Annotated in this window: 22 protein-coding genes; 9 read left to right on the forward strand and 13 right to left on the reverse strand. The window is 69.2% G+C overall.

Translation table 11 applies throughout. From position 1 onward, the window contains the following. Positions 1–5 precede the first annotated feature (5 nt). A complete protein-coding gene (gene recC / locus NY1_RS07120) occupies positions 6–3,359 on the reverse strand; it encodes an exodeoxyribonuclease V subunit gamma (RefSeq protein ID WP_067709673.1) in 3,354 nt (1,117 codons plus the stop codon). A gap of 180 nt (positions 3,360–3,539) precedes the next feature. On the opposite strand from recC, the gene NY1_RS07125 reads away from it, so the two are divergent. The 5 genes from NY1_RS07125 (at position 3,540) to NY1_RS07145 (ending at position 8,412) form a co-directional block, all read left to right on the forward strand. Further along, a complete protein-coding gene (locus tag NY1_RS07125; RefSeq protein ID WP_067710118.1) occupies positions 3,540–3,746 on the forward strand; it encodes a hypothetical protein in 207 nt (68 codons plus the stop codon). Positions 3,747–3,846: 100 nt separating this feature from the next. Then, positions 3,847–4,725, forward strand: coding sequence for a serine hydrolase (locus tag NY1_RS07130; RefSeq protein WP_439955999.1), 879 nt, complete (start codon positions 3,847–3,849; stop codon positions 4,723–4,725). A gap of 197 nt (positions 4,726–4,922) precedes the next feature. After that, on the forward strand, positions 4,923–6,371 hold the full coding sequence (locus NY1_RS07135) for an NAD(P)/FAD-dependent oxidoreductase (protein ID WP_067709676.1): 1,449 nt from the start codon (positions 4,923–4,925) through the stop codon (positions 6,369–6,371). Between the two features lie 97 nt (positions 6,372–6,468). Then, positions 6,469–7,449: a hypothetical protein gene (locus NY1_RS07140; RefSeq protein ID WP_067709678.1), complete on the forward strand. Its 981-nt coding sequence runs from the start codon at positions 6,469–6,471 to the stop codon at positions 7,447–7,449. A 186-nt stretch (positions 7,450–7,635) separates the two neighbouring features. Then, a complete protein-coding gene (locus NY1_RS07145) occupies positions 7,636–8,412 on the forward strand; it encodes a hypothetical protein (protein ID WP_067709680.1) in 777 nt (258 codons plus the stop codon). 110 nt (positions 8,413–8,522) lie between these two features. Here NY1_RS07145 and NY1_RS07150 read toward each other — a convergent pair whose 3' ends face one another. After that, positions 8,523–9,173, reverse strand: a complete 651-nt coding sequence (locus tag NY1_RS07150) for an urease accessory protein UreD (protein ID WP_067709682.1) — start codon at positions 9,171–9,173, stop codon at positions 8,523–8,525. Between the two features lie 41 nt (positions 9,174–9,214). Further along, positions 9,215–9,922 carry an urease accessory protein UreG gene (ureG, locus tag NY1_RS07155; protein WP_067709684.1) on the reverse strand — a complete coding sequence of 236 codons (708 nt, stop codon included), beginning with the start codon at positions 9,920–9,922 and terminating at the stop codon, positions 9,215–9,217. A gap of 262 nt (positions 9,923–10,184) precedes the next feature. On the opposite strand from ureG, the gene NY1_RS07160 reads away from it, so the two are divergent. After that, positions 10,185–10,691: a hypothetical protein gene (locus tag NY1_RS07160; protein WP_067709686.1), complete on the forward strand. Its 507-nt coding sequence runs from the start codon at positions 10,185–10,187 to the stop codon at positions 10,689–10,691. A gap of 6 nt (positions 10,692–10,697) precedes the next feature. Here NY1_RS07160 and NY1_RS07165 read toward each other — a convergent pair whose 3' ends face one another. Together NY1_RS07165 and NY1_RS07170 are read right to left on the reverse strand one after the other, a co-directional pair. Beyond that, complete coding sequence (locus NY1_RS07165; protein ID WP_067709688.1) at positions 10,698–11,510, reverse strand: PCRF domain-containing protein; 813 nt, start codon at positions 11,508–11,510, stop codon at positions 10,698–10,700. Positions 11,511–11,549: 39 nt separating this feature from the next. Then, on the reverse strand, positions 11,550–11,708 hold the full coding sequence (locus tag NY1_RS07170; protein ID WP_157762092.1) for a hypothetical protein: 159 nt from the start codon (positions 11,706–11,708) through the stop codon (positions 11,550–11,552). Positions 11,709–11,776: 68 nt separating this feature from the next. On the opposite strand from NY1_RS07170, the gene NY1_RS07175 reads away from it, so the two are divergent. Beyond that, positions 11,777–12,262 (forward strand): GNAT family N-acetyltransferase, encoded by a 486-nt coding sequence (locus NY1_RS07175; protein ID WP_067709691.1) that lies wholly within the window; start codon positions 11,777–11,779, stop codon positions 12,260–12,262. Positions 12,263–12,278: 16 nt separating this feature from the next. Here the strand turns inward: NY1_RS07175 and NY1_RS07180 are convergent, their stop codons facing one another. Together NY1_RS07180 and NY1_RS07185 are read right to left on the reverse strand one after the other, a co-directional pair. Beyond that, positions 12,279–12,911: an urease accessory protein UreF gene (locus NY1_RS07180; RefSeq protein ID WP_067709693.1), complete on the reverse strand. Its 633-nt coding sequence runs from the start codon at positions 12,909–12,911 to the stop codon at positions 12,279–12,281. A gap of 76 nt (positions 12,912–12,987) precedes the next feature. After that, positions 12,988–13,875, reverse strand: coding sequence for an SDR family NAD(P)-dependent oxidoreductase (locus NY1_RS07185; protein WP_233434239.1), 888 nt, complete (start codon positions 13,873–13,875; stop codon positions 12,988–12,990). Between the two features lie 116 nt (positions 13,876–13,991). Here NY1_RS07185 and NY1_RS07190 point away from each other — a divergent pair, with 116 nt between their 5' ends. Then, positions 13,992–14,816: a hypothetical protein gene (locus NY1_RS07190; RefSeq protein WP_067709695.1), complete on the forward strand. Its 825-nt coding sequence runs from the start codon at positions 13,992–13,994 to the stop codon at positions 14,814–14,816. A gap of 3 nt (positions 14,817–14,819) precedes the next feature. On the opposite strand, the gene NY1_RS07195 is transcribed toward NY1_RS07190, so the two are convergent. Next, positions 14,820–16,316 (reverse strand): MFS transporter, encoded by a 1,497-nt coding sequence (locus NY1_RS07195; protein ID WP_067709697.1) that lies wholly within the window; start codon positions 16,314–16,316, stop codon positions 14,820–14,822. Positions 16,317–16,439: 123 nt separating this feature from the next. On the opposite strand from NY1_RS07195, the gene NY1_RS07200 reads away from it, so the two are divergent. Then, positions 16,440–17,111, forward strand: coding sequence for a TetR/AcrR family transcriptional regulator (locus tag NY1_RS07200; RefSeq protein ID WP_067709699.1), 672 nt, complete (start codon positions 16,440–16,442; stop codon positions 17,109–17,111). Here NY1_RS07200 and NY1_RS07205 read toward each other — a convergent pair. The 5 genes from NY1_RS07205 to NY1_RS07225 all read right to left on the reverse strand — a co-directional run bounded on the left by NY1_RS07205 (position 17,108) and on the right by NY1_RS07225 (position 20,683). Next, on the reverse strand, positions 17,108–17,518 hold the full coding sequence (locus NY1_RS07205; RefSeq protein WP_157762093.1) for a YchJ family protein: 411 nt from the start codon (positions 17,516–17,518) through the stop codon (positions 17,108–17,110). The genes NY1_RS07200 and NY1_RS07205 overlap by 4 nt on opposite strands. An 18-nt stretch (positions 17,519–17,536) precedes the next feature. After that, entirely contained in the window at positions 17,537–17,797 is a 261-nt protein-coding gene (locus tag NY1_RS07210) for a hypothetical protein (RefSeq protein ID WP_157762094.1), read from the reverse strand. Positions 17,798–17,918: 121 nt separating this feature from the next. Beyond that, positions 17,919–18,587, reverse strand: a complete 669-nt coding sequence (locus NY1_RS07215; RefSeq protein WP_067710122.1) for an O-methyltransferase — start codon at positions 18,585–18,587, stop codon at positions 17,919–17,921. Positions 18,588–18,656: 69 nt separating this feature from the next. After that, positions 18,657–20,378 (reverse strand): urease subunit alpha, encoded by a 1,722-nt coding sequence (locus NY1_RS07220; RefSeq protein WP_067709704.1) that lies wholly within the window; start codon positions 20,376–20,378, stop codon positions 18,657–18,659. Beyond that, positions 20,375–20,683: an urease subunit beta gene (locus tag NY1_RS07225; RefSeq protein ID WP_233434240.1), complete on the reverse strand. Its 309-nt coding sequence runs from the start codon at positions 20,681–20,683 to the stop codon at positions 20,375–20,377. Before NY1_RS07225 ends, NY1_RS07220 begins: the two co-directional genes overlap by 4 nt. Between the last annotated feature and the right edge of the window lie 28 nt (positions 20,684–20,711).

A 20,711-nucleotide genomic window follows, 5' to 3' on the forward strand; every position in this document is an offset into this window, starting at 1 on the left:
TGGGTTCACGGTTGGCCTTGATTCTCGTTGGTGAGCAAGGGATTCCAGAGGCGGCGCGCCAGTTCGCCGAAGCGGGTGGTCTCGGCGTCGGAGTGCAGCAGCGTGGTTTCGGGGTCGCCGGTGAGGTGATGGAAGCGCGGGGCGGGACCGTGGATGTAGCGCAGGTAGCGGTCGGTGTGTTCGCCGAAACGGCCGGGACCGTCCTTGCCGCCGTCGAATTCCTGCTCCGCGGCTTGCAGGGCTTCTTCGTAGGTGGCGCCGGCGAGGCGGCGTTCGGCGTAGACCGAGGAGGCCGCGGGGGCGATGGGTAGGGGTTCGGTGAGGCCGAGGTCGCGCAGGTCCACCAGATCGCGCAGCAGGGTGCGGGCGGTGGCGGCATTGGGGGCGGTGAGGGTGGATTGCCAGGCGGGGCGCGACATCTTGCCGCGGCCGATGGTGATGGCGCGCCAGCTCTGGTGCGAGCCCGCGGCGGCGAGGGCGAGCAGCCGCACCCAGGCGGCCATGCGGTGTTTGGGCGCCAGGCGCGAATAGGTGGTGCGGAGCAGGGCGTCGTCGTGGACGTCGGGGACGGTGCCGGTGAGGCGGCGGCCGTCGCCGAGATCGACCGCGATATCGATGGTGCGGGCCGGGATCTCGTGCAGCGGCTGCGCGACCCGGACCAGGCGGTCGACGGTGGATTCGACTTCGTCGAGCACCGCGCCGCCGAGCGCGAACGGCGGCAGCGTGCCGCGCCGCCATTCGGCGGCGCGCAGGATGTTCGGGTCGACGCCGGTGAGGCGGGCGGACAGCATGCGTTCGCCCATACTCCATTTGGTGAGGCCGTCGAGTTCGATGGGCAGGCGGTCGCCGATCTCCTCTTCTTCCTCCGGGACGCGAATCCCCAAGCGCTGCCACAGGAATGCGCGCACTGGATGTTCGGCGAAGGCGACCAGATCGGCCAGTTCCACATCGCCGGGTTCGGGAACCACCAGCGGTGCGGCCAGGAAGGCGGGGCGGTTGACCGGCGGGCGGCCCGCGGCGCGAGCGCCCGCGAGGGCGACGGTGTCGAAGCTGAAGGGGGCGTCGGCGCGGAAGTTGCGGCGATCGAAGGGCTGCAAGGGGTGTCGCGTGACGACCTGATCCATGGCGGGCGCGCCGACGTGGGCGCGGACGGTGTCGAGTACCTCGGCCAGGGGGATGGCGGGCGGGCGGTGCGCACCGGTGACCGGGTCGGATCCGGTGTGCAGCAACACGAGTCGCTCCCCGGCGGCCATGATGGCATCGAGGAGCAGCTGCCGGTCCTCGCTGCGCGGATCCCGGTCGCCGGGGCAGCGATGGCGGGCCAGTACATCGTCGCCGTCGACGCCGCCCGAGCGCGGGAACACCTCGTCGTCGAGTCCGAGCAGCACCACCACGCGATGCGGGACCGACCGCATCGGCACCATGGTGCACACGGTCAGCTCGCCGGTGCGGAAGTTGGCGCGCGAGGCCCGGCCGGAGAGCCGGGCGCGCAGCAGGGCGCTGATATCGCTGAGCCGCAAGGGGGTTCGTCCCGCGAATTCCAGGGCGGCGGCCAGTTCGCGCCGGGCCTGCACGCCCATCCAGGTCTGCGTGTAGGACACATCGGTCAGCAGGTCGAGGGCCCGCCCCAGCACGGCGGCCCAGTCCTCCGCCGGGCGCGCGGTGCCCGCCGGTTCCTCCAGGGTCGGGCCGCGCAGATCCCGCAGGCATACCGCGAGCCGGTCCACGAACTCCGCGAACCGGCCGGCCAGATCGATGTCGTTGGAGTCCACATCGTCCAGGGGCAGCACCAGATCCAGCCAGTCCTCGGTGGACTCCCCGGCCGCCACGCCCAGCAGGATCCGGTCCACGGCCGCATTCAGGGTGTTCTGCGCGAAGTCCCCGAGCCCGAACGCCTGCCGCTGCCGCTGCCCGATCCCCCAGCGCGCCCCGGTCTCGGCGGCCCAGTCGCGCAATCGCTCGATATCGTCGTCGTCGAAGCCGCAGCGCAGCCGGACCGGTTCCGCCGCGGCCAGATCCAGCACTTCGGTGACGGTGACCCGACCGTCGGCCAGTTCCAGCAGCGTGCCGATCACCCCGAGCACCGGGTTCACCGCGCGTTGCGCGCGATCGGCCAGCCGCACCCGCAGCCCGTGCGCCGGATGCCCGGGTTCCGCGCCCTCCAGGGACCACTGCCCGAAGGCGGCGCGCACCAGCGGGGCGTAGCTCTCCACGTCCGGGCACATGACAATCACGTCGCGCGGTTGCAGCGTGTGGTCGGCGGCGAAAATGCCGAGCAGGCTATCGCGCAGCACTTCCACCTGCCGGGCCGCGCCGTGACAGGAGTGCACGGTCACGCTGCCGTCGGCGAGCGCGGGTTCGGGCATGAGCGACCAGCGGTCCTGCCGGATGGCGGCCTGCAATTCGCTCAGCAGCGTGCGCGGCGCGGCGGTCTCCGGCCGCGGGTGATAGGTGTCGATGTGATCGTATCCGGCGAGCCGCTCCTGCAACTCGCGCACGTCCCGCCCCAGCGCCGCCAGCAGCGGATGCCGTACCCGCACACCGGAATTCGGCGTGATCTCGGCATCGGCCAGCTTGGTCCACAGCGCGGGCGAGGGATGCACCAGCCACAGATGCACCTGCCGCCCCACCGACAATGCCGACAACACTTCCAACTGGTCGGTAGTCAACCGCGTCACGCCGAACAGCGAAATCCGTTCCGGCAGCGACACACTCGCCGGCTCCGCCCGCAGCCGCGCACACGCCGCCGCCAGCCGCTCCGCCGGCCCGGGCACCCCCACCGCCGCCCGCAGCCGCCGCCACAATTCAGGCTGCCAGCGCAGGTCTGCGGGCAACAGACCACCCGCACTCCGCGCACCCGCACCGTCGCTGTCGATACCGGCCGCCCAGTCCAGGATCATGACGGGGCGTTGCGCCGCATAGGTATCGAACAGGCCCGCGATCCGCGCCGCGGTGGCGTAGCGCCGGCCCACCCGATAGCCGTTCGCGTCACCGTGTCCGAGGTGGCGGGCGAGCACGCCCGCCCAGGGTTCGTTCAGCACTTCGTCGAGGACCGGGAGCAGGGCCCATACCAACCGGTCGGGCGCCCATGGGTCCTGGTCCGGGTCGATCCCGGTCGCCTCGGCCAGGACCGCGCCGACCAATCCCGCCGGGTCGGCGAAGTCGATATTCGCCGAAATCCCGTCGGCGAACGACCCGCTACCGAGGACCGTGGCCAGCCGCTGATTCAGCCAGCGCTCGATCCCCTTGGCCGGCACCGCGACCACTTCGGGAGTGAACGGGTCGCCGAGCGGATCGGCGAGCAGCTCGGCCAGCGCGTCGGCGAGCGTGTCCGCACGCTCGGCCCGATGAATGTGCACGAGCTGTGTTTATACAGTCGGCGAACGACATGCAAACACCCGGCATCGCGGCTCGCCGGGTGACACCCGCCACACGCCTCGCATTTGCTAGGGCGCGTCACTCTGAAATTCGACTGTGGTATGCGACAGTGCCTTTCGGGTGGAGGCCGGAAAGTGGTAGTGAAAGGCTGGTTCGCGTCGATGTCTGCGTCGGTGATTCCCCTGGTTCCCAGAACCGGATTCACGGTCCGCCGAGTCGGTGATCGCTGGGAGCTCGTCAACTCGCGTCACTACGGGCGCGGCGTCGTACTGGCGGCATGGCCGCGCGATCATCACACCGAGGCATTCGAGCACTGCTATCGGCTCAACGGCCGCAGCATCGAAGAACTACGCGCAGCGTTCCGCTAGTTCGCCGAAAGCCCGTGCGCGAGCGTCAATTCGATAACACACGGGGCGACTGAGCTCAAGACGTGCAAAGCGCCCTTTGTGATGGCTATTGTGTCTCTTCGTGCGTTCTCCGATGGCCCGGCGCGTGGCCACCTCGACCTGTGTCCTCGCCGCAGCGGTATTGATTCCGGCTGCCCCGGTATTCGCCCCGAACGCGGAAGCCCTTCCGGTGGCCACTCAGGGCTGCCTGCCGGGCTTCGATTGCGATATGTCCAATCGCATCAACGCCGCCGACGCCTATCTGAGCTCGCGCCCCGGCGTCACCGGATATGTACTGCGCGATCGGGTCAGTGGCGGCATTTACCGGAATGGCAACGCGGACACCATGTTCTGGACCGCGTCCACCATCAAACTGGCGATCGCGGAGGATCTGCTGAACCGCGCCCGGATCGGGGCCATCAATCTCGACGGCGGGGACCGGGCGCTGCTCGAGTCCATGCTGGCAACCTCCAACGACCACGCCGCCGACGTGCTGTGGAACAAGTACGCGGGCGTGGATCGCATGTCGTTCAACAACGCCTTCCGCGCCAATGGCATGTCCGGGCTGGTCCCGCTGCCGCCCACCACCACCATCGAACAGACGAAGCTGTTCCCCGACTGGGGTTTCCAGCAGTGCAGCCCGGCCGACCTGGATCGGCTGATGGACAACGTGCTCACCCGCATGCACCCCGACGACCGCGCCTACCTGGTCGATCGCATGCGCCGGGTGGACACCAACCAGCACTGGGGCGTGTGGGGCGCGGGCGCGTCGATGAACCCCGGCCTGAAGAACGGCTGGTCCAACGAGGTCGGCGGCTGGGTGGTCAATTCGGTCGGCTTCGCGGGCCCGAACGAGCGCTATACCCTGGCCGTCATGACCGAGCAGGGCAACGAGGGCGGGTACATCGAAGGTTCCGAAACCACCACGCAGCTCGCGAAACTCCTGCTCGCGGGACGCTGAACAGGTCTCGTTCCAGACACGACCGGACGCGGCGGTCACGACAATCCCCCTGAGCTACCGCTCGTATTGTATTTTCGGGGTAAGTGTCGTGATCGTCCGTTTCCCGATTGGTCCTGATTGGTCCTCGTGCCTCACGCCGTACTACCGTTGAGCGTGAAGTGTCGTAGTTTCACCGTCTGGCTAGGAGCAGGGACTAGATGAACGCCGATAATTCCGTCGCACAGCGCCATCGGGTGGTGGTGATCGGGTCCGGGTTCGGTGGCCTCTTCGCCTGCAAGCACCTGCGCAAGGCCGACGTGGACATCACCCTCATCTCCAAGACCTCCACGCACCTGTTCCAGCCGCTGCTGTACCAGGTCGCGACCGGCATCCTGTCCGTCGGCGAGATCGCCCCCGCCACCCGCATCGTGCTGCGCAAGCAGGAAAACGTGCGGGTCATCATGGGCGAGGTCGACGATATCGACCTCGAGGGCGGCACCGTCACCTCGCGACTGCTCAACTCCGACACCGTCACCCCCTTCGACTCGCTCATCGTCGCCACCGGCGCCCAGCAGTCCTACTTCGGCAACGACCACTTCGCCACCTACGCGCCCGGTATGAAGACCATCGACGACGCGCTCGAACTACGCGCGCGCATCCTGGGCTCCTTCGAAGAGGCCGAACTGGCCACCGACCAGGAGACGCGCGACCGCTTCATGACCTTCGTGGTCGTGGGCGCGGGCCCCACCGGCGTCGAATTGGCCGGGCAGATCGCCGAACTCGCCGACCGCACCCTGGACGGCACCTTCCGCAATATCGACACCCGCGACGCGCGCGTCATCCTGGTCGAGGGCGCGGGCGCGGTGCTCGCGCCGATGGGCCCCAAGCTCGGCGGCAAGGCGGCCAAGCGGCTGGAGAAGATGGGCGTGGAGATCCAGCTCAACGCCATGGTCACCAATGTGGACGCGCGTGGGGTGACCATCAAGGAGAAGGACGGCTCCGAGCGGCGCATCGAATCCGCCTGCAAGGTGTGGTCGGCCGGCGTGCAGGCCAGCGAACTGGGCAAGATCCTGGCCGAGAAGTCCAAGGGCACCGAGATCGACCGGGCCGGGCGGGTCGTGGTCGAACCGGACCTGACCATCAAGGGCTACCCGAACGTCTTCGTGGTCGGCGACCTGATGTCGGTGCCGGGCGTGCCCGGGCAGGCGCAGGGCGCGATCCAGGGCGGCACCTACGCGGCCAAGAACATCAAGGCCGAGGTGCGCGGGGATCAGAAGCCCGAGGAGCGCAAGCCTTTCAAGTACTTCGACAAGGGTTCGATGGCCACCGTGTCGCGGTTCAACGCGGTGTGCCAGGTCGGCAAGCTCGAGTTCAGCGGGTTCTTCGCCTGGCTGGCGTGGCTGGGCCTGCACCTGTGGTACCTGGTCGGCTTCCGCAGCCGGTTCGTCACCGTGCTCGAATGGTTCGTCTCGTTCCTGGGCCGTCACCGCGGGCAGATGGCCGCCACCGAGCAGTGGGTGTTCGCGCGCCTGGCCCTGGAGGCGCTCGACGATCCGGACGAGGCGCGCGAGCTGCACAAGCAGATCGGCGGCGAATCCGCCACGGGCAACGGCAAATCCGTGGCGAACAGTCCGACCGGTCAGCCCGCGGAGAAATCCGCGAGCTGACACGCCGACCTCACCGGGCGGAGAGTCCCGACCAATCCGGCGCACCGACCGGATCCGAATGTCGAACATCCATCGACATTCGTGAGAAAGGTCATCCATGGGCAAACGCCAACCGGTTGATCAGATTTCGCCGCGCAAGCGGCGTATAGGTTCCCTCGCCATCGCGGGCGCGCTGCCGCTGGTCGCGGCCTTCGGCAATACCGGAAACGCTGCGGCGGAAACGGTTTCGCCGGACGAGACCCAGCCCGCCATGGTGGAGAACCAGGTTCCGCAGGCCGGCGCGCAGCCGGGTGTCACCCTCGACACCCCGTTCGGGCAGGTCACCGTGCCGGTGCCGCAGGCACTCGCCGACGGTGCGCAGAACTATCTGGAGAACACCACCCCCACCGCGCTCGGCGTGGAGGGCAAGGCCCGCGAGGCCATGGCCGCCGAACCCGGCACCATGACCGATCCGGCCGCCGCGCCCGTACTGCGGGTGGGCCGCAATTCCTCCACCGGCGTGCGGGACATCCCCAACGCGCCGCTGGCCCCGGTCGATACGCAGAACCTGCGCTCGCCCGACCCGCTGCGGGCCGCCGAGGTGGCGCCCATCGCGGCGCCGGAGGGCAAGCTGCGCTTCGGTGACACCCAGGTCGACATCCCGACCTGGCTCACGGCCGAACAGGCCGCACAGGTCAATGCCGTGGCCGCGGCCGCGGAAGCCGAACTGGCCCAGACCCTCGACTCGGCGGGCTTCGAGCCCAGCCGCTCGGACCGCATCGCGGCCCAGACCGTCGGCACCGCCGCCGTCGGCGCGGCCGTGGGCGTGGGCGTGGCCGCACCGGTCGAGGTCGCCGGGATGGTCATGGGCGGCTTCGTGGGCGCCATGGTCGGCACGCCGTTCGCGCCCGCCGGCTGGGTCTTCGGCCCGGCCATCGGGGCCACCGCGGGCGCGTCGCTGATCGCGATCCCGGCCGCCACCGTGGGCGCGACCATCGGCGCCGCCGTGGGCGCGGCCAACGGGTTCATGGCTCCGGCTACCGAAGGCGCTCCGGTGACGGAGGCCGCTCCGGCCGCAGACGAGACCGTCGCTTCCTGACGCACGGCGAGTTACCCAGGGCCGGAACCTCTTACCAGAGGTTCCGGCCCTTCGCGTACGGATTACCCAGCAGTTGGCTAACTTTCGGCAAAAACAAACCTTTCGGGTCTTCCGGGCAGGCACCAATCCAGGTGACCGACGGGTCCGAATGTCGGGCGTCGATGTTCCCCGGAAGAAAGGTCGTGCATGGCCGCAGGTAAGCACCGAGCCCTCAACCCGCATCGCAACAAGGTCGGCAATGTGGTGGCGGCGGGAGCGGTTCCGCTAGTCATGGCGATCGTCGGAACCGGAGCCGCCAACGCCGCGCCGGCTGCGCCGCAAGCGGTCACGGCTCACGACGACGCACCCCAGCAGTGGCCGGCGGCCGACGCGCCGAATGTCATGCCGTACGAGGGCCTGCAGATCCCCAACGACACCAAGAGCTCCATCCAGTGGTCGCGTGCGATCCCGGACAAGAGCTACCTGGCGCCCGTCGGAGTACTGCATCCGCCGGTCCCGGTGGCGCCCGTGCCACCCATCGCCCCGCCCCCGGGCAAGTTCCGCTTCGGCGACGTGCAGGTCGACGCGCCGAACTGGATCGACTCCGAGCAGGCGATCCAGATCAACGACAATGCCGCCCAGACGGAGGCGAACCTCGCCACCTTCCTGGACTCGATCGGCATGGAGCGCAGCCGTTCCGACCGCATCGCCGGACAGACCGTCGGCACCGCGGCCATGGGTGCGCTGGCCGGAGCGAGTTCGGCGGTGCCGTTCGCGCTCACCTCCGCCACCGTCGGCGCGGCCGTCGGTCTGGTGGTCGGCCTGCCGTTGTTCCCCGTGGGCCTGGTCGCCGGTCCGGCGCTCGGCGCCGCGGCGGGCGCGGCCATGATCGCGGTGCCCGCGGCCATCGCCGGTGCGGCGGTCGGCGGTGTGGTCGGTGCGGTGAACGCGTTCAACGCGCCACCGCGAGTCGTCGCCAACTGAATTCGGTCCGACGACCGTCGTTCATTGCAGCGGATAGACGCGCGGCGGGAACCGGGGGTGAGGTCCGGTTCCCGCCGCGTGGCGGTTTTCGGCTGTCGCCGTCGTGTACGTCAGACGCGCAGCAGGCTCGCGGTGCGGGTGTAGAGCGAACCGCCCGCCGCTAGGGGCAGCAGGGCGGCGTCCAGGCCCGCGGTTTCGGCCGGGCGATCGTCCGGATAGGTGAGCACGCTCTCCAGGGCACGCGGGGCCGACAACGCGTCATCGGTCGCGGCATCCGCACCCAGATCCAGGCGATGCCGCAGCAACGGGATGTCACCGAGATCGGCTTCGAGAGCGCCGGACCAGTAGCCGTGATCCTCACCGGTGCGGCCGATCTGGACCCGCTCGCGCAACCTCAAGCGCGCGCCCTCGGCCAGCCGAACCGAGGTCAGGGTCTCGTGCTCGGCCCCGCCCGCGACCACCGTGGGCTCCGGATCGAAATCCAGGACGCCGCCCGCCGCCACCTCGAAATGCCAGCGCGCCAGGGACTTGCGGGTCTCCCGGCCCGGCAGCGCGATGGTCGCGGCCACCGAACGCACCCGCAAGGTCGCGCCCGGACCGACGGTCACGAAGATATCCAGCACATCGCCGCCCAGCGGGGTCGCGGCCGTGCCGATGAAATGCACGGTGTCCACGCCGGTGCGCCGCGCCGACAGGCCGCCCACCGCTTCGATATGCGGCAGAGCTCCGGCCGACGCGGCGATCCGCAGCTCAGTGCGCACCGCATGCCTCGATGCAGTCGATGCAAGGACGCACCGGATGCTCAGTGCGAATGCGCAACGCCCGCATCCTGTTCGGCGGCCAGCCGCAGCTGCTCGCGCACCCACTCCAGCACCGGCGTGGCGGCCGGGTCCTCGGTCAGCGAGGTGAACACGAACGGGCGGCCCTCGCGGACCTTCGTCGAATCGCGGTCCATCACACCCAGATCCGCGCCCACCATCGGGGCCAGATCGGTCTTGTTGATGACCAGCAGGTCCGACCAGGTGACGCCCGGGCCGCCCTTGCGCGGGACCTTGTCGCCGCCGGCCACGTCGACCACGAAGATCTGGGCGTCGATCAGGCCCGAGGAGAAGGTGGCGGTCAGATTGTCGCCGCCGGACTCCACCAGGATCAGATCCAGCGGCGGGTTGGCCTCGATCAGATCGTCGATGGCGTCCAGGTTCGCGGTGATGTCGTCGCGGATCGCGGTGTGCGGGCAGCCGCCGGTCTGCACCGCGGTGATGCGCTCGTCCGGCAGCACCGCATTGCGGCGCAGGAAGTCCGCGTCCTCGGTCGTGTAGATGTCGTTGGTCAGCACCGCCAGCGAAAGCTCGTCCCGCAGTTGCCGGCACAGAGCCGCCACCAGCGCCGTCTTCCCGGATCCGACCGGCCCGCCGACCCCGATCCGCACCGGCTCCCCGGCCGTGCGCTCCCGCTTCGGGCGGTCGTGGTGATGGTCGTGCGGTTCTCCGTCGATGAAATGAGGTGGCATGGCACCCATCCTGGCGGACGCACGTAAACCACGTGTTACCCACCCCGCCGACCAGCGCCGACCCATAGCACGGGGTGTGTGCGACACCGCAGACCAGGCATCATGGCAGCCCCTCGGGGACATCGCTAACGTAGAAAACGGGACGATTCACACCGCTCACCCATAGCTCGATCCGGGCCGGGCCGCTCCCCTCGTCACCCACGGCTGCGTGACGCACGTTCGAAAGGCAATGCACGACAAAGCGTTTGGAGCTCGATTGCTTATGACAACCTCACACCCCGCCCCCACCGCCGTCTTCCACCCGCAGCCCACCGCCCCCGCCGGAGCCCCCGCCACCCCCAGCAACTGGCATCAGGGCTCGCTGTGGTGGGACGCCAAATCGGTGCTGGTGACCCGTCCCATCGCCGAGAACTCCCTGGCCACCACCCCGCACCTGGTGGTGCCCGCCGAGTACGGCCGCCTCGCCTTCGTGCTGTCCTCGCACGGCGCCGAAGCCCAGCAGCTCGCCTACAACGGCCGCGTCCTGATCCAGGCCGGCGATTGGCGCGGCCGCCCCGCCCTCGGCTCCCGCCAGCACTACGGCACCGCCCGCATCGTCAACAACCCCTACCTGGCGGCCCAGATCCGCGACGGCCTGCGCATCAAATACGGCGCCCGCACCGCCTTCGCCCGCATGGCCCATCGCCTCGCGCACGGCGCGGTCCCCTACGGCGATCTGGTGGCGCTGGTGGAACTGCACCCGCACCGCCCGCTCATGATCGCGCCCTGATTCGGGTCATTCGCGCGCGAGCTCGGCGACGATCGCCGCCAAAGCGCCGGGTTCGAGCGGGCCGGAAATCGTGATCGCCCGCCGATGGTCGACCATGTGCCCGGCGATCAGGTCATAGGTTCGAACGACATCCGCCCGGCTGATCGTCGGCCACCGTACGAAATCGCTCGCGGTGGCACGACCGTCGGCGACGGCTTTGATGCGAGCCGCCAGCACCCGCATCGCCAGCGCCTTGCCCGATAGCCCGGAGCTATACGTCTCGGTATACGCGGTGATGCCGGTCGGCACATGGGTGAGGTAGACGTAATTGTTCGGTCCACCCCAGCAGTTGTAGCGGCGGCACCAGGTATCGACCCGGATTTCGGACTCGGGCAGCAATATTCGGTTCACGCGGGCGGGTTCGGGGTAAGCGAGGACCTCCGCGACCGCCTCCACCGGCGGACCGCATGCCCGGTCGAGCGGGAACCGCCGCACGCGATGCAGACCGGTCTCGACCGCGAACGCCGGCCAGGTCCCACCCCGCCCGGTGATCAGCAAGGTCGCCGGGCGATCGGCGCTCCATATTTCCGACGGTGCGGCGGCGACCACCTCGACTCGCCACCCCCGTTCCCGCGCGTAGTCCCGGTACATGCGAGCCAGGTCGTCGGCGAACGCCGCGGAGACCGGATCCTCCCGCACCGCCCGGATATCGAGCAGCGTGTTGTCGCGTGCGCACGGATCGCGCGGCCGCAGCAGTTCGCCCAGCTCTGCGGCGAGTTCACCCACCCGCTCCCGCAAGGCCGGGACTTCCACCTCGAACGACCGCTCCTCCGCAGCCAATTCCAGACCCGCGGCCAGATCTTCCTCCGCCCGCCGCAGTCAGGTGTAAACGCCCATGGCCGGCCCCAACTCCCCCAACCGCTCACACACCCGCCGCAACTCCCCCGAGTCCGCCCTCAGCGCGGGATCGGCCACCCGAGCCTCCAATGCCCGATACTCCGCAAGGAACTCCCCGACAACCGATTCGTTCACATACATGAGACCCCCTCCCTCCACCCCGAACCTCCCACGCCCCAACCACATCCGTCAATCACAAAAGGCCCCCATTGATCGACCTCCAACTCCTCACCCCCGACGACTGGCCCCTCTGGCGCACCCTCCGCCACCAAGCCCTCACCGAATCCGCCGCCGCCTTCAGCTCCACCCTCGCCGACTGGTCCGGCCCCGGCGACACCGAACCCCGCTGGCGAGCCCGCCTCACCGAAGTCCCCTTCAATGTGGTGCTCCGCCTCGATGGTTCGTCCGCGGGAATGGTGAGCGGCGACCTCGCCGACGAAGGAACAGCCGAACTGATGTCCCTGTGGATCGCTCCGTTCGCACGCGGCCACGGCGTGGGCGATGCGGCCATCCGCGCTGTCGTGCAATGGGCTGGCCCGCGCGCGGTCGGACTCTCGGTGCGCTCCGCGAACAGTCCGGCCATCAAGCTCTATCGGCGGCACGGATTCGTCGATGCCGGACCATCTCCCGACGATCCCGCCGAACGCCGGATGCACCTTCCGGCTACGCGGATCGTGGATTACGTGCTGCCCTAGCGCGCGATCGCTCCGGTCAGGAAGCGAAGAGGGGCATGTCTCGGGTGAGGTGGCGTTCGGCTAGGACGTCTTGGAGGGGGTCGGAGAGGGCGGCGAGGGATTTCGTGGCTTCGCGGGCGGTGGCGTCGCAGAGGTCGGAGAGGCGGATGGTGCAGGTGGCGACGGCGGCGGGGTCCAGGGCGAGGAGGCGTTGGGCGGCGGTCGCGGCGCCGGTCATGGTGGTGTAGACGACTACGGCGGCGATTTCTTCGGGGGCGGAGCCGGAGACGGCGCCTACTACGCCGAAGACGGTGGAGAGGTGGGGGCGGGGGGCGAGGGCGCGCCAGTCGGATTGGGGCCAGACCTGTTTGGCGAGGCGGAGCAGGCCGCGGCCTTGGGCTCGGGAGGCGGTGCGGGCCGATGGGGAGGGGGTGCGGGCGTCGGCTTCCAGGTCGGCTCGGGCGGGGTCGAGGGTGCCGGCGGTGATGGCGGCGGCCAGGGAGGCGGCGACGAGGCCCGAGGTGCGGATGCGGCGGCGCAGGTAGAGCTCGACCGATGCGACGTCACGCAATACGCCGGAGGTTATCGCTTCTTCCACGCCGCCGGAGTGGACGTGGCCGCCGATGGGGAGGCGGGAGTCGGCGAGGGTGAGCAGGGTGGCCAGGCTCATGGGCGCGCATCCGGGTAGAGCATCGGTCGATCGTAATACCGGGTGGCGGGCGTGGTCCGGGCGGTTGCGCCGTAAGTCAGCGGCGGAAGCTGCGCTCCATGAAGCGTTGCGCCGCGCCACGGCGGAGTTCGCTCCAGGCTTGGATCGGCCCGGCCCACCAGGGGGAGATTTCGAGAGGCCGGGAGACGACGGCGTGGCAGAGCAGATCGGCGGCTTCGTCGGCGGTGAGGCCGGGGACGCCGGAGAAGTCGCTGGGGGCGCTCATGCGGGTGTGCACGAGAGGCAGATAGACCGAGGTGGTGGTGATACCGTCGGCGGCGATCTCGGTGGCCACGGTGCGAAGCCAGACGTCGAAGGCGGATTTGGAGGCGCCGTACGCGGCCCAGCGGGGAGCCGGCGGCATGCGCAGACCCCAGGTGGACACGTTCACGATGTGGCCTTCGCGGCGGTCGCACATGCTGGGTAGCAGGGTCAGGAGCAGCCGGACGGGGCCGAGGTAGTTGACGTCGATGGTGCGGGTGAAATCGTGGAAGCGGTCGTAGGATTCGCGCAGGGGGCGGCGAATCGACTTGCCCGCGTTATTGATCACGACGTCGATGTGGTCGTGTTCGGTGAGCAGGGTGCGGCCGAGTTCCTCGACGGCGGTCATATCGCTGATGTCGGCCTGATACACGTGGGCGATGCCGTCGGCGGCGCGGATATCGGCGGCCACCTGTTCCAGATCCTCACGGGTGCGGGCCACCAGCAGCACGGTCGCGCCGGCCGCGCCGAGCTTCTTGGCCGTGGCCTTGCCGATGCCGTGCGAGGCCCCGGTGATCAGGATGACGCGCCCGGAAACGGCCTCGCGCAAGGATTTCTCGCGCGGTCGGGAGGTCGGATAGAACAGCCTGGTCGCCACCCGCTCGGCCAGTGGTCTGCCATTGGATTCCGGATTCGGGCCGCCATGGGCCGAATTCTCAGTCACGCTGACGACTGTATCGCCCGAGTCGTTCCCCGTTCACGAACTGAGTGGAAATACGCTGGGTGCGAAGCCCTTTCTCGATCAGGATGGATCCCGGTGCACGGGGAAGGGATACGAACATGGTGACACCGAATCCGGATCAGGCTACGCCGGAGCGGGTTTCGATAGCGGGCTGGATCGGCCGGGCGATCGCGATGGTGATCTTCGTGCCGCCGCGCCTGGTGTGGGAGGGGTTGAAGCTGCTCGGCCGCATGGTGCGGGCGGCGCTGCGGTACTTCGTCGAGAAGTTGCTGACGCCGGCGGCGAAACTGTGCTGGTACTGGGTGATTCGGCCGGTCTGGGCGTTCGTGAAGAACTATTTGTGGGGCTTGCTCATTCAGCAATTGCTGTGGGGCGCGGTGCTCACGCCACTGGGTGCGTTCCTGCTCGATTTCCTGCTGCGGCCGTTGCAGAAAGCGGTCGAGGAATGGGTGTGGCGGCGTCTGCTGCTCCCCGCGCTGCGCGGACTGGCCTGGGTGGTCGTGCAGATCGCGAAAGGCCTGGCATTCCTGGGCTATTGGCTGATCGTGGTGCCGATGGTGTGGTTGTGGCGCAAGGTATTGCGGCCCGCCCTCGAGGCCCTGGCCGTCGCCTTCGAATTCCTGGGCCGCTGGGTCATCGCCTGGCCGCTGCGCATGCTGTGGCACCGGGTGCTGCGCCCGCTCCTGCTGGCCCTGATCGCCATCGTGGTCTTCGGCTGGCAGGTGGCCACCACCGTGGTGAACTTCCTGGTGGTGACCCCGTGCCGCTGGCTCTACCGCACCGTCCTGCACCCGTTGCTACGCCTGCTGGCCGTGGTCTGGGCGGCCTGCGTGACCCGGCCGATTCGCTGGGTGCACCAGCGGATCGTCACGCCCTTGAACAAATGGGCCGCCGAGATCATGGCCTCGGTATTCGGCAACTGACCTTCAGTGCACCAGCTGGGCGGACGCCTCGGCGGGCTCGGTCTTGCCGGTCCGCGCGACCGCCGCGACGATCGCCATGGCCGCCAGCAGCACCGCGCCCGCGGTGGTCGCCACGTGCATGCCGTCGACGAACGAGGCCCGCGCCGCATCGATCAGCGCGGTGTTCCCACCGGCGTGCGCGATGGTCTCCCCGAGCGTGGACCCGAAATCCCCGCCGTTGCGGAACACCAGCGCCGCAAGGGAACCCAGCAGCGCCAGCCCCAGACCGTTGCCGAGCTCGAAACTGGTTTCGGAGATCCCGACCGCCGACCCGGCCCGCTCCGCCGGCACCGACGACACCGCGACCTCGGACACCAGCGTGAACGCCGTACCGAGCCCCGCGCCCGCGACCACGGAACCGGCGATGTACCAGCCGATTCCACCGTCCACGCCGACACCGAGCAGCAGCAGATTACCGACCGCGGCCATACCCAGCGCCAGCACGAACGCGCCCCGGGTGCCCAGCAGCCGGCCGATCCGCGCCCCGCTCATGGAGGTCACGAACACCACCACCGCCATCGGAATGCCCAGCAGCGCCGCCTGCAAAGCGTCCCGCCCGGTCACCGATTGCAGATACGTACTGGTCAGGAAGCTCATCCCGGCCAGCGCCAGCATGCCCACGGTGCTGGAACCGATTGCCACCGAGAACAATCCGCGCTTGAACAAACTCAGATCCAGCAGCGGTTCGTCCAGCACCCGCTGCCGCCGCACGAACAGCACCAGCAGCAGCACACCGATCAGCCCGATCCCGATCACCGGCAGATCGAATCCCTCGGCCGCGAAATGCTTGACCGCGTACACGATCGGCAGGATGCCGCCGATGGACAGCACCACGCTCAGCAGATCCAGCGGCCCGCGCCCCGCCGCCTTGTGCTCGGGCAGCAGGATCGGCCCGAAGACCAGCAGCACCAGCAGGACCGGCGTATTGATCAGGAACACCGAACCCCACCAGAAGTGGTGCAGCAGCACGCCGCCGATGATCGGCCCGACCGCCGACCCGCCCGCGAAGAACGCCGTCCAGATGCCGATGGCGGTCGCCCGCGCCCGCGCCTCGGGGAACATGGTGGAGATCAAGGCCAGGCTGGAGGGCAGCAGCGTCGCGCCGCCCACGCCCATCAGCGCCCGCGCCGCGATCAGCACCGCCGCGTTCGGCGCGAAGGCCGCGAGGATCGAGGCCAGCCCGAACACCGTCGCACCGGCGAGCAGAATATTGCGCCGCCCGATCCGGTCACCCACATTGCCCATGGTGATGAGCAGCCCGGCGATCATGAAGCCGTAGATGTCGAGGATCCACAACTGCTCGGTGGCGGACGGATCCAGGCTCCCGGTGAGCGTCGGCATGGCCAGATACAGCACCGACATGTCCATCGACACCAGCAGCACGGGCAGCAGCAGGACCGCCAGACCGAGCCAGGCGCGACGCGAGGTGGTGGTGTCTGGGCGTACGAGGGTGCTCGGCATCACTTATCCTTCCGGGCGAGCTTCGAAATGTGGAGGCCGCCCGATCCGAGCGACGCGTACGACGTACGCAACAGCGGGGTACAGTGTACGCATTCCCGGTACCGGAAGGAAACGAGTTATCCGATGAGCGAGGCCAAGCTCACCCGGGCCGCCATTGTCGATACCGCCATCTCGCTGGCCGACGAGGCCGGTCTCGACGCGCTGTCCATGCGCCGGATCGCCGATCGCCTCGGCGTCGGAGCCATGTCGCTGTATCGGCACGTGCCCAACAAGGACTCCCTGCTGGCCGCCATGACCGACGAGGTGTCGCGGCGCAATCCGTACCCGCCCGCCGAGGGGCAGGACTGGACCTGGCGGGACCGGGTGCGCATCGCCGCCGAGGTGGATTGGCGCCTCTATCAGGAACATCCGTGGGTGCTGTTCACCTTCGCGGTGCCGCGCTACAACTTCGGTGAACACAGTCTGATCGTGCTGGCCTGGCTGGTGGAGGGCTTCCACGAACTCGGCGTCGACACCCGCGAGGGCACCCGGATGGCGCTTTCGGTGTGGAGTTACATTGCGGGCGTGGCACTTCAGCAGGTGAGCGCGCTGCTGCTGCCCAAACGCGATACCGATGCCGACGAGGAACGTTCCGGGCTGACCGCGCTGCTGGACGGTGTGCCGCGCTGGCCCACGCCGCCGGCGCTGACGGCATTGCACGGCACCGGCGGCTCGGATCTGCTGGATCCGGAGAGCCTGCTGGATTCCGGGCTGCGCGCGATGTGCGACGGATTCGAGTCGGCGGCGCGCGGTTAGCCGGTGATATCGCCGTCCAGGTACACCCACGCGCCCTGATCGCGGCGGAAGCGGCTGTTCTCGTGCAGGTCGCCGGGTGCACCGTGGGCGCGGTAGTGGGCGCGGAATTCGACGGTGCCCTCGGTGTGGAACGGCCCGCCACCGGTGGAGCCGAGGATCTCGAGGCGATCCCAGCGCAGTCCGGGATCGAAATCGACGTCGGCGGGCCGGGTTTCGGGATCCCAGCTGCGCAGTAGATACGCCTCGTCGTGCACGGCGAAGGCGCTGAAGCGCGACCGCATCAACTGTTCGGCGGTGCTCGCCTTCACCTCACCGCGATGCAGCCGACCGCAGCAGTCCGCATAGGCGGCGGGCAGCCCGCACGGGCAGTTCGCGGGCTCCGGGCGGGCATTGCGGCGCTTCGACATGCCGCCCATTCAACAGGGTCAGGAGGATGCCGCGGGCACGGCGGTGGCCGTGGCGCTGACGATCGGCGGCACCTGGACTTCGCCGATGCGCGCCGAGGCCGGATGATCGGCCTGCCACATGATGGCCACCAGCACGCCGACCACGGCCGCCAAGGTGGCCACCGGGGCGGCCATCATCGCGAATCCACCCAGCCCGTGGCGTTCCCCGGAGTCGGGTCCGGGCTCCTGCGGCGCCATGAATGCGGGCGGAGGGAAGGTCGGCCCATACGGATCGCTCATGGCTAGAACCGTATTGACAAGCCCTCCAGCAAACAACTCGCAAACATTTGATGGTGCTCACATTCGGTGATCGGAGCCGGAAACGCCCAGGTCACCGAATGCGGGTGAGCTGCACCACCGTTCAGTCCTCGTCGAGCACCACGGCGTAGGCGAACCCGTCCCAGCCCTTGCTGCCGACGGTCTGCAGCACGGTCGCGTCCAATCGCGGTTCGGCGGCGAACAATTCGATCACCTCGCGGCTCGCCCGGACGGCGGCGTCCGTGGAGCCGGCGTCGGCGATCCCGCCCTGCCGCACCACATTGTCGACGATGATCACCGACCCCGGCCGGGTCAGCTTCAACGCCCAGCGCACGTAGTTGGAGTTGTTGACCTTGTCGGCATCGATGAACACCAGGTCGAACGGCTCCGGCCGCTCCGCTTCCAGCACGGGCAGGCTGTCCAGGGCGGCCCCGACGCGGATCTCCACCCGCTCCCCCACGCCGGCCCGGTCCAGGTTCTCGCGCGCGACCCGGGCGTGCTTGTCCTCGAATTCGAGCGTGACGACCTGCCCGGACTTCCCGGCGGCGCGCGCCAGCCAGGTGGTGCTGTAGCCGCCCAGCGTGCCGATCTCCAGAATCCGCTGCGCGCGAATCGATTTGGCGAGCAGGTACAGGAACTTGCCCTGCGGCGGCGACACGTCGATGGCGGGCAATCCGGCCTCGGCGTTCGCCCGCAGGGTCGGCTCGTCCGCCTCCCCCACGAGGGTGTCCACCAGGTAGCTGTCGACTGCGGCCCAATCGGATGACGTCATGACCGCAGTCTGCCCCGCCGCCCGGCGCGGTTCCAGCATTAAGCGCACCGGGAGAGAATTCGCACAGCGTCAGAAGAGGAAATACCGCTGCGCCATGGGCAATTCGCGTGCCGGCTCCTCCGCCCACACCTCGCCGTCGATACGCACCGTGAAAGTGTCGGGGTCGACCTCGATGCGGGGCATGGCCTCGTTCCGGGGCAGATCGGCCTTGCCGCGCTTGCGGACGTTCGCGACCGGCACCAGCTTGCGGTTCACGCGCAGGCGCGAGGCCAGACCGTCCTCGATGGCGGCCTCGGACACGAAATGCAGGGAGGTCCCGGCCGCCACGACCGGGGACGCGCCGAACATGGGGCGCGGCAGCACCGGCTGCGGGGTCGGGATGGAGGCGTTGGCGTCGCCCATGGCGGCCCAGGCGATGGCGCCGCCCTTGATCACCGCGTGCGGGCGGACACCGAAGAACGCGGGCTCCCACAGCACCAGATCGGCCAGCTTGCCGACCTCGACCGAACCGATCTCACCGTCGAGACCGTGCGTAACCGCCGGGCAGATGGTGTATTTCGCGACATAGCGCTGCACGCGATTGTTGTCTGCCGCGCCGTCGCCGGGCAGGGCGCCGCGGCGGCGCTTCATGACGTGCGCGGTCTGCCAGGTGCGCATGACCACTTCGCCGATGCGGCCCATGGCCTGCGCGTCACTGCCGATCATGGAGATGGCCCCGAGGTCGTGCAGCAGGTCCTCGGCGGCGATGGTCGAGGGCCGGATGCGGCTCTCGGCGAAGGCCAGATCCTCCGGGATCGACGGGCTCAGGTGATGGCACACCATGAGCATGTCCAAGTGCTCGTCGAGGGTGTTGACGGTGTGCGGCCGAGTCGGATTGGTGGAACTGGGCATCACGTTCGCGTACGAGGCGACGGTGATGATGTCGGGCGCGTGCCCGCCGCCGGCGCCCTCGGTGTGATACGAGTGGATGGCCCGCCCGCGGATCGCCGCGAGGGTGTCCTCCACGAACCCGGCCTCGTTCAAGGTGTCCGAGTGCAGGGCCACCTGCACGCCGGAGGCGTCGGCCACGGTGAGGCAGGCGTCGATGGCCGCCGGGGTGGTGCCCCAGTCCTCGTGCAGTTTGAAACCGCCCGCGCCGCCGCGCAATTGCTCCCACATGGCCTCGGCGCGCACCGTATTGCCCTTGCCGAGCAGCAGGATGTTCACCGGCCAGGAGTCGGTGGCCTCGAGCATGCGGCCCAGATGCCACGCGCCGGGCGTGACGGTGGTGGCCTTGGAACCCTCCGCGGGCCCGGTGCCGCCGCCGACCAGGGTGGTGATGCCGCCCGCCATGGCCTCGTCCAGGATCTGCGGGCAGATGAAGTGCACGTGGCAGTCGATGGCGCCCGCGGTGACGATGCGGCCGTTGCCCGCGATGATCTCGGTCGAGGGGCCGACCACCAGGTCCGGGTGCACCCCGGTCATGGTGTCGGGGTTGCCGGCCTTGCCGATGGCGCAGATGCGGCCGTCGCGAATGCCGATGTCGGCCTTGATGATTCCCCAGTAGTCGACGATCACCACACCGGTGATGACGGTGTCGGGAGTGCCCTCGGCCCGGGTGGCGCGCGCCTGACCCATGGATTCGCGCAGCACCTTGCCGCCGCCGAACACCGCCTCCTCACCGGCGAGTCCCGGTCCGCCGCTGCGGTCCTCGGTGATCTCGATGAGCAGATCGGTGTCGGCCAGCCGGATCCGGTCGCCGGTGGTGGGCCCGAAGAGCTCGGCGTATCGGGCGCGGGAGAGTTCCATCAGGCATCCAGCTTTCCGGGTGGCGTGAGGCTGATTCCGTGCACTTCGCGAGTGCCGCCCAGCGGGACCAGGGAAACCCGCTGTCCCAGACCGGGTTCGAAGCGCACCGCGGTACCGGCGGGAATGTCGAGGCGGCGGCCGTGCGCGGCCTCGCGGTCGAAGCGCAGCGCCGAATTCGCCTGCGGGAAATGTACGTGCGAACCGACCTGGACCGGCCGGTCGCCGGTATTGACCACATCCAGTTCGATGCGGTCCGCGCCCGGATTGAGCTCGATAGTGCCTTCGGCACAGAGGTATTCGCCAGGCACAAGCGGAGCCTGCGAAGCTTGCTTTGGA

The organism is Nocardia yamanashiensis NBRC 100130 (genome assembly GCF_001613325.1).
Lineage (GTDB): Bacteria > Actinomycetota > Actinomycetes > Mycobacteriales > Mycobacteriaceae > Nocardia > Nocardia yamanashiensis.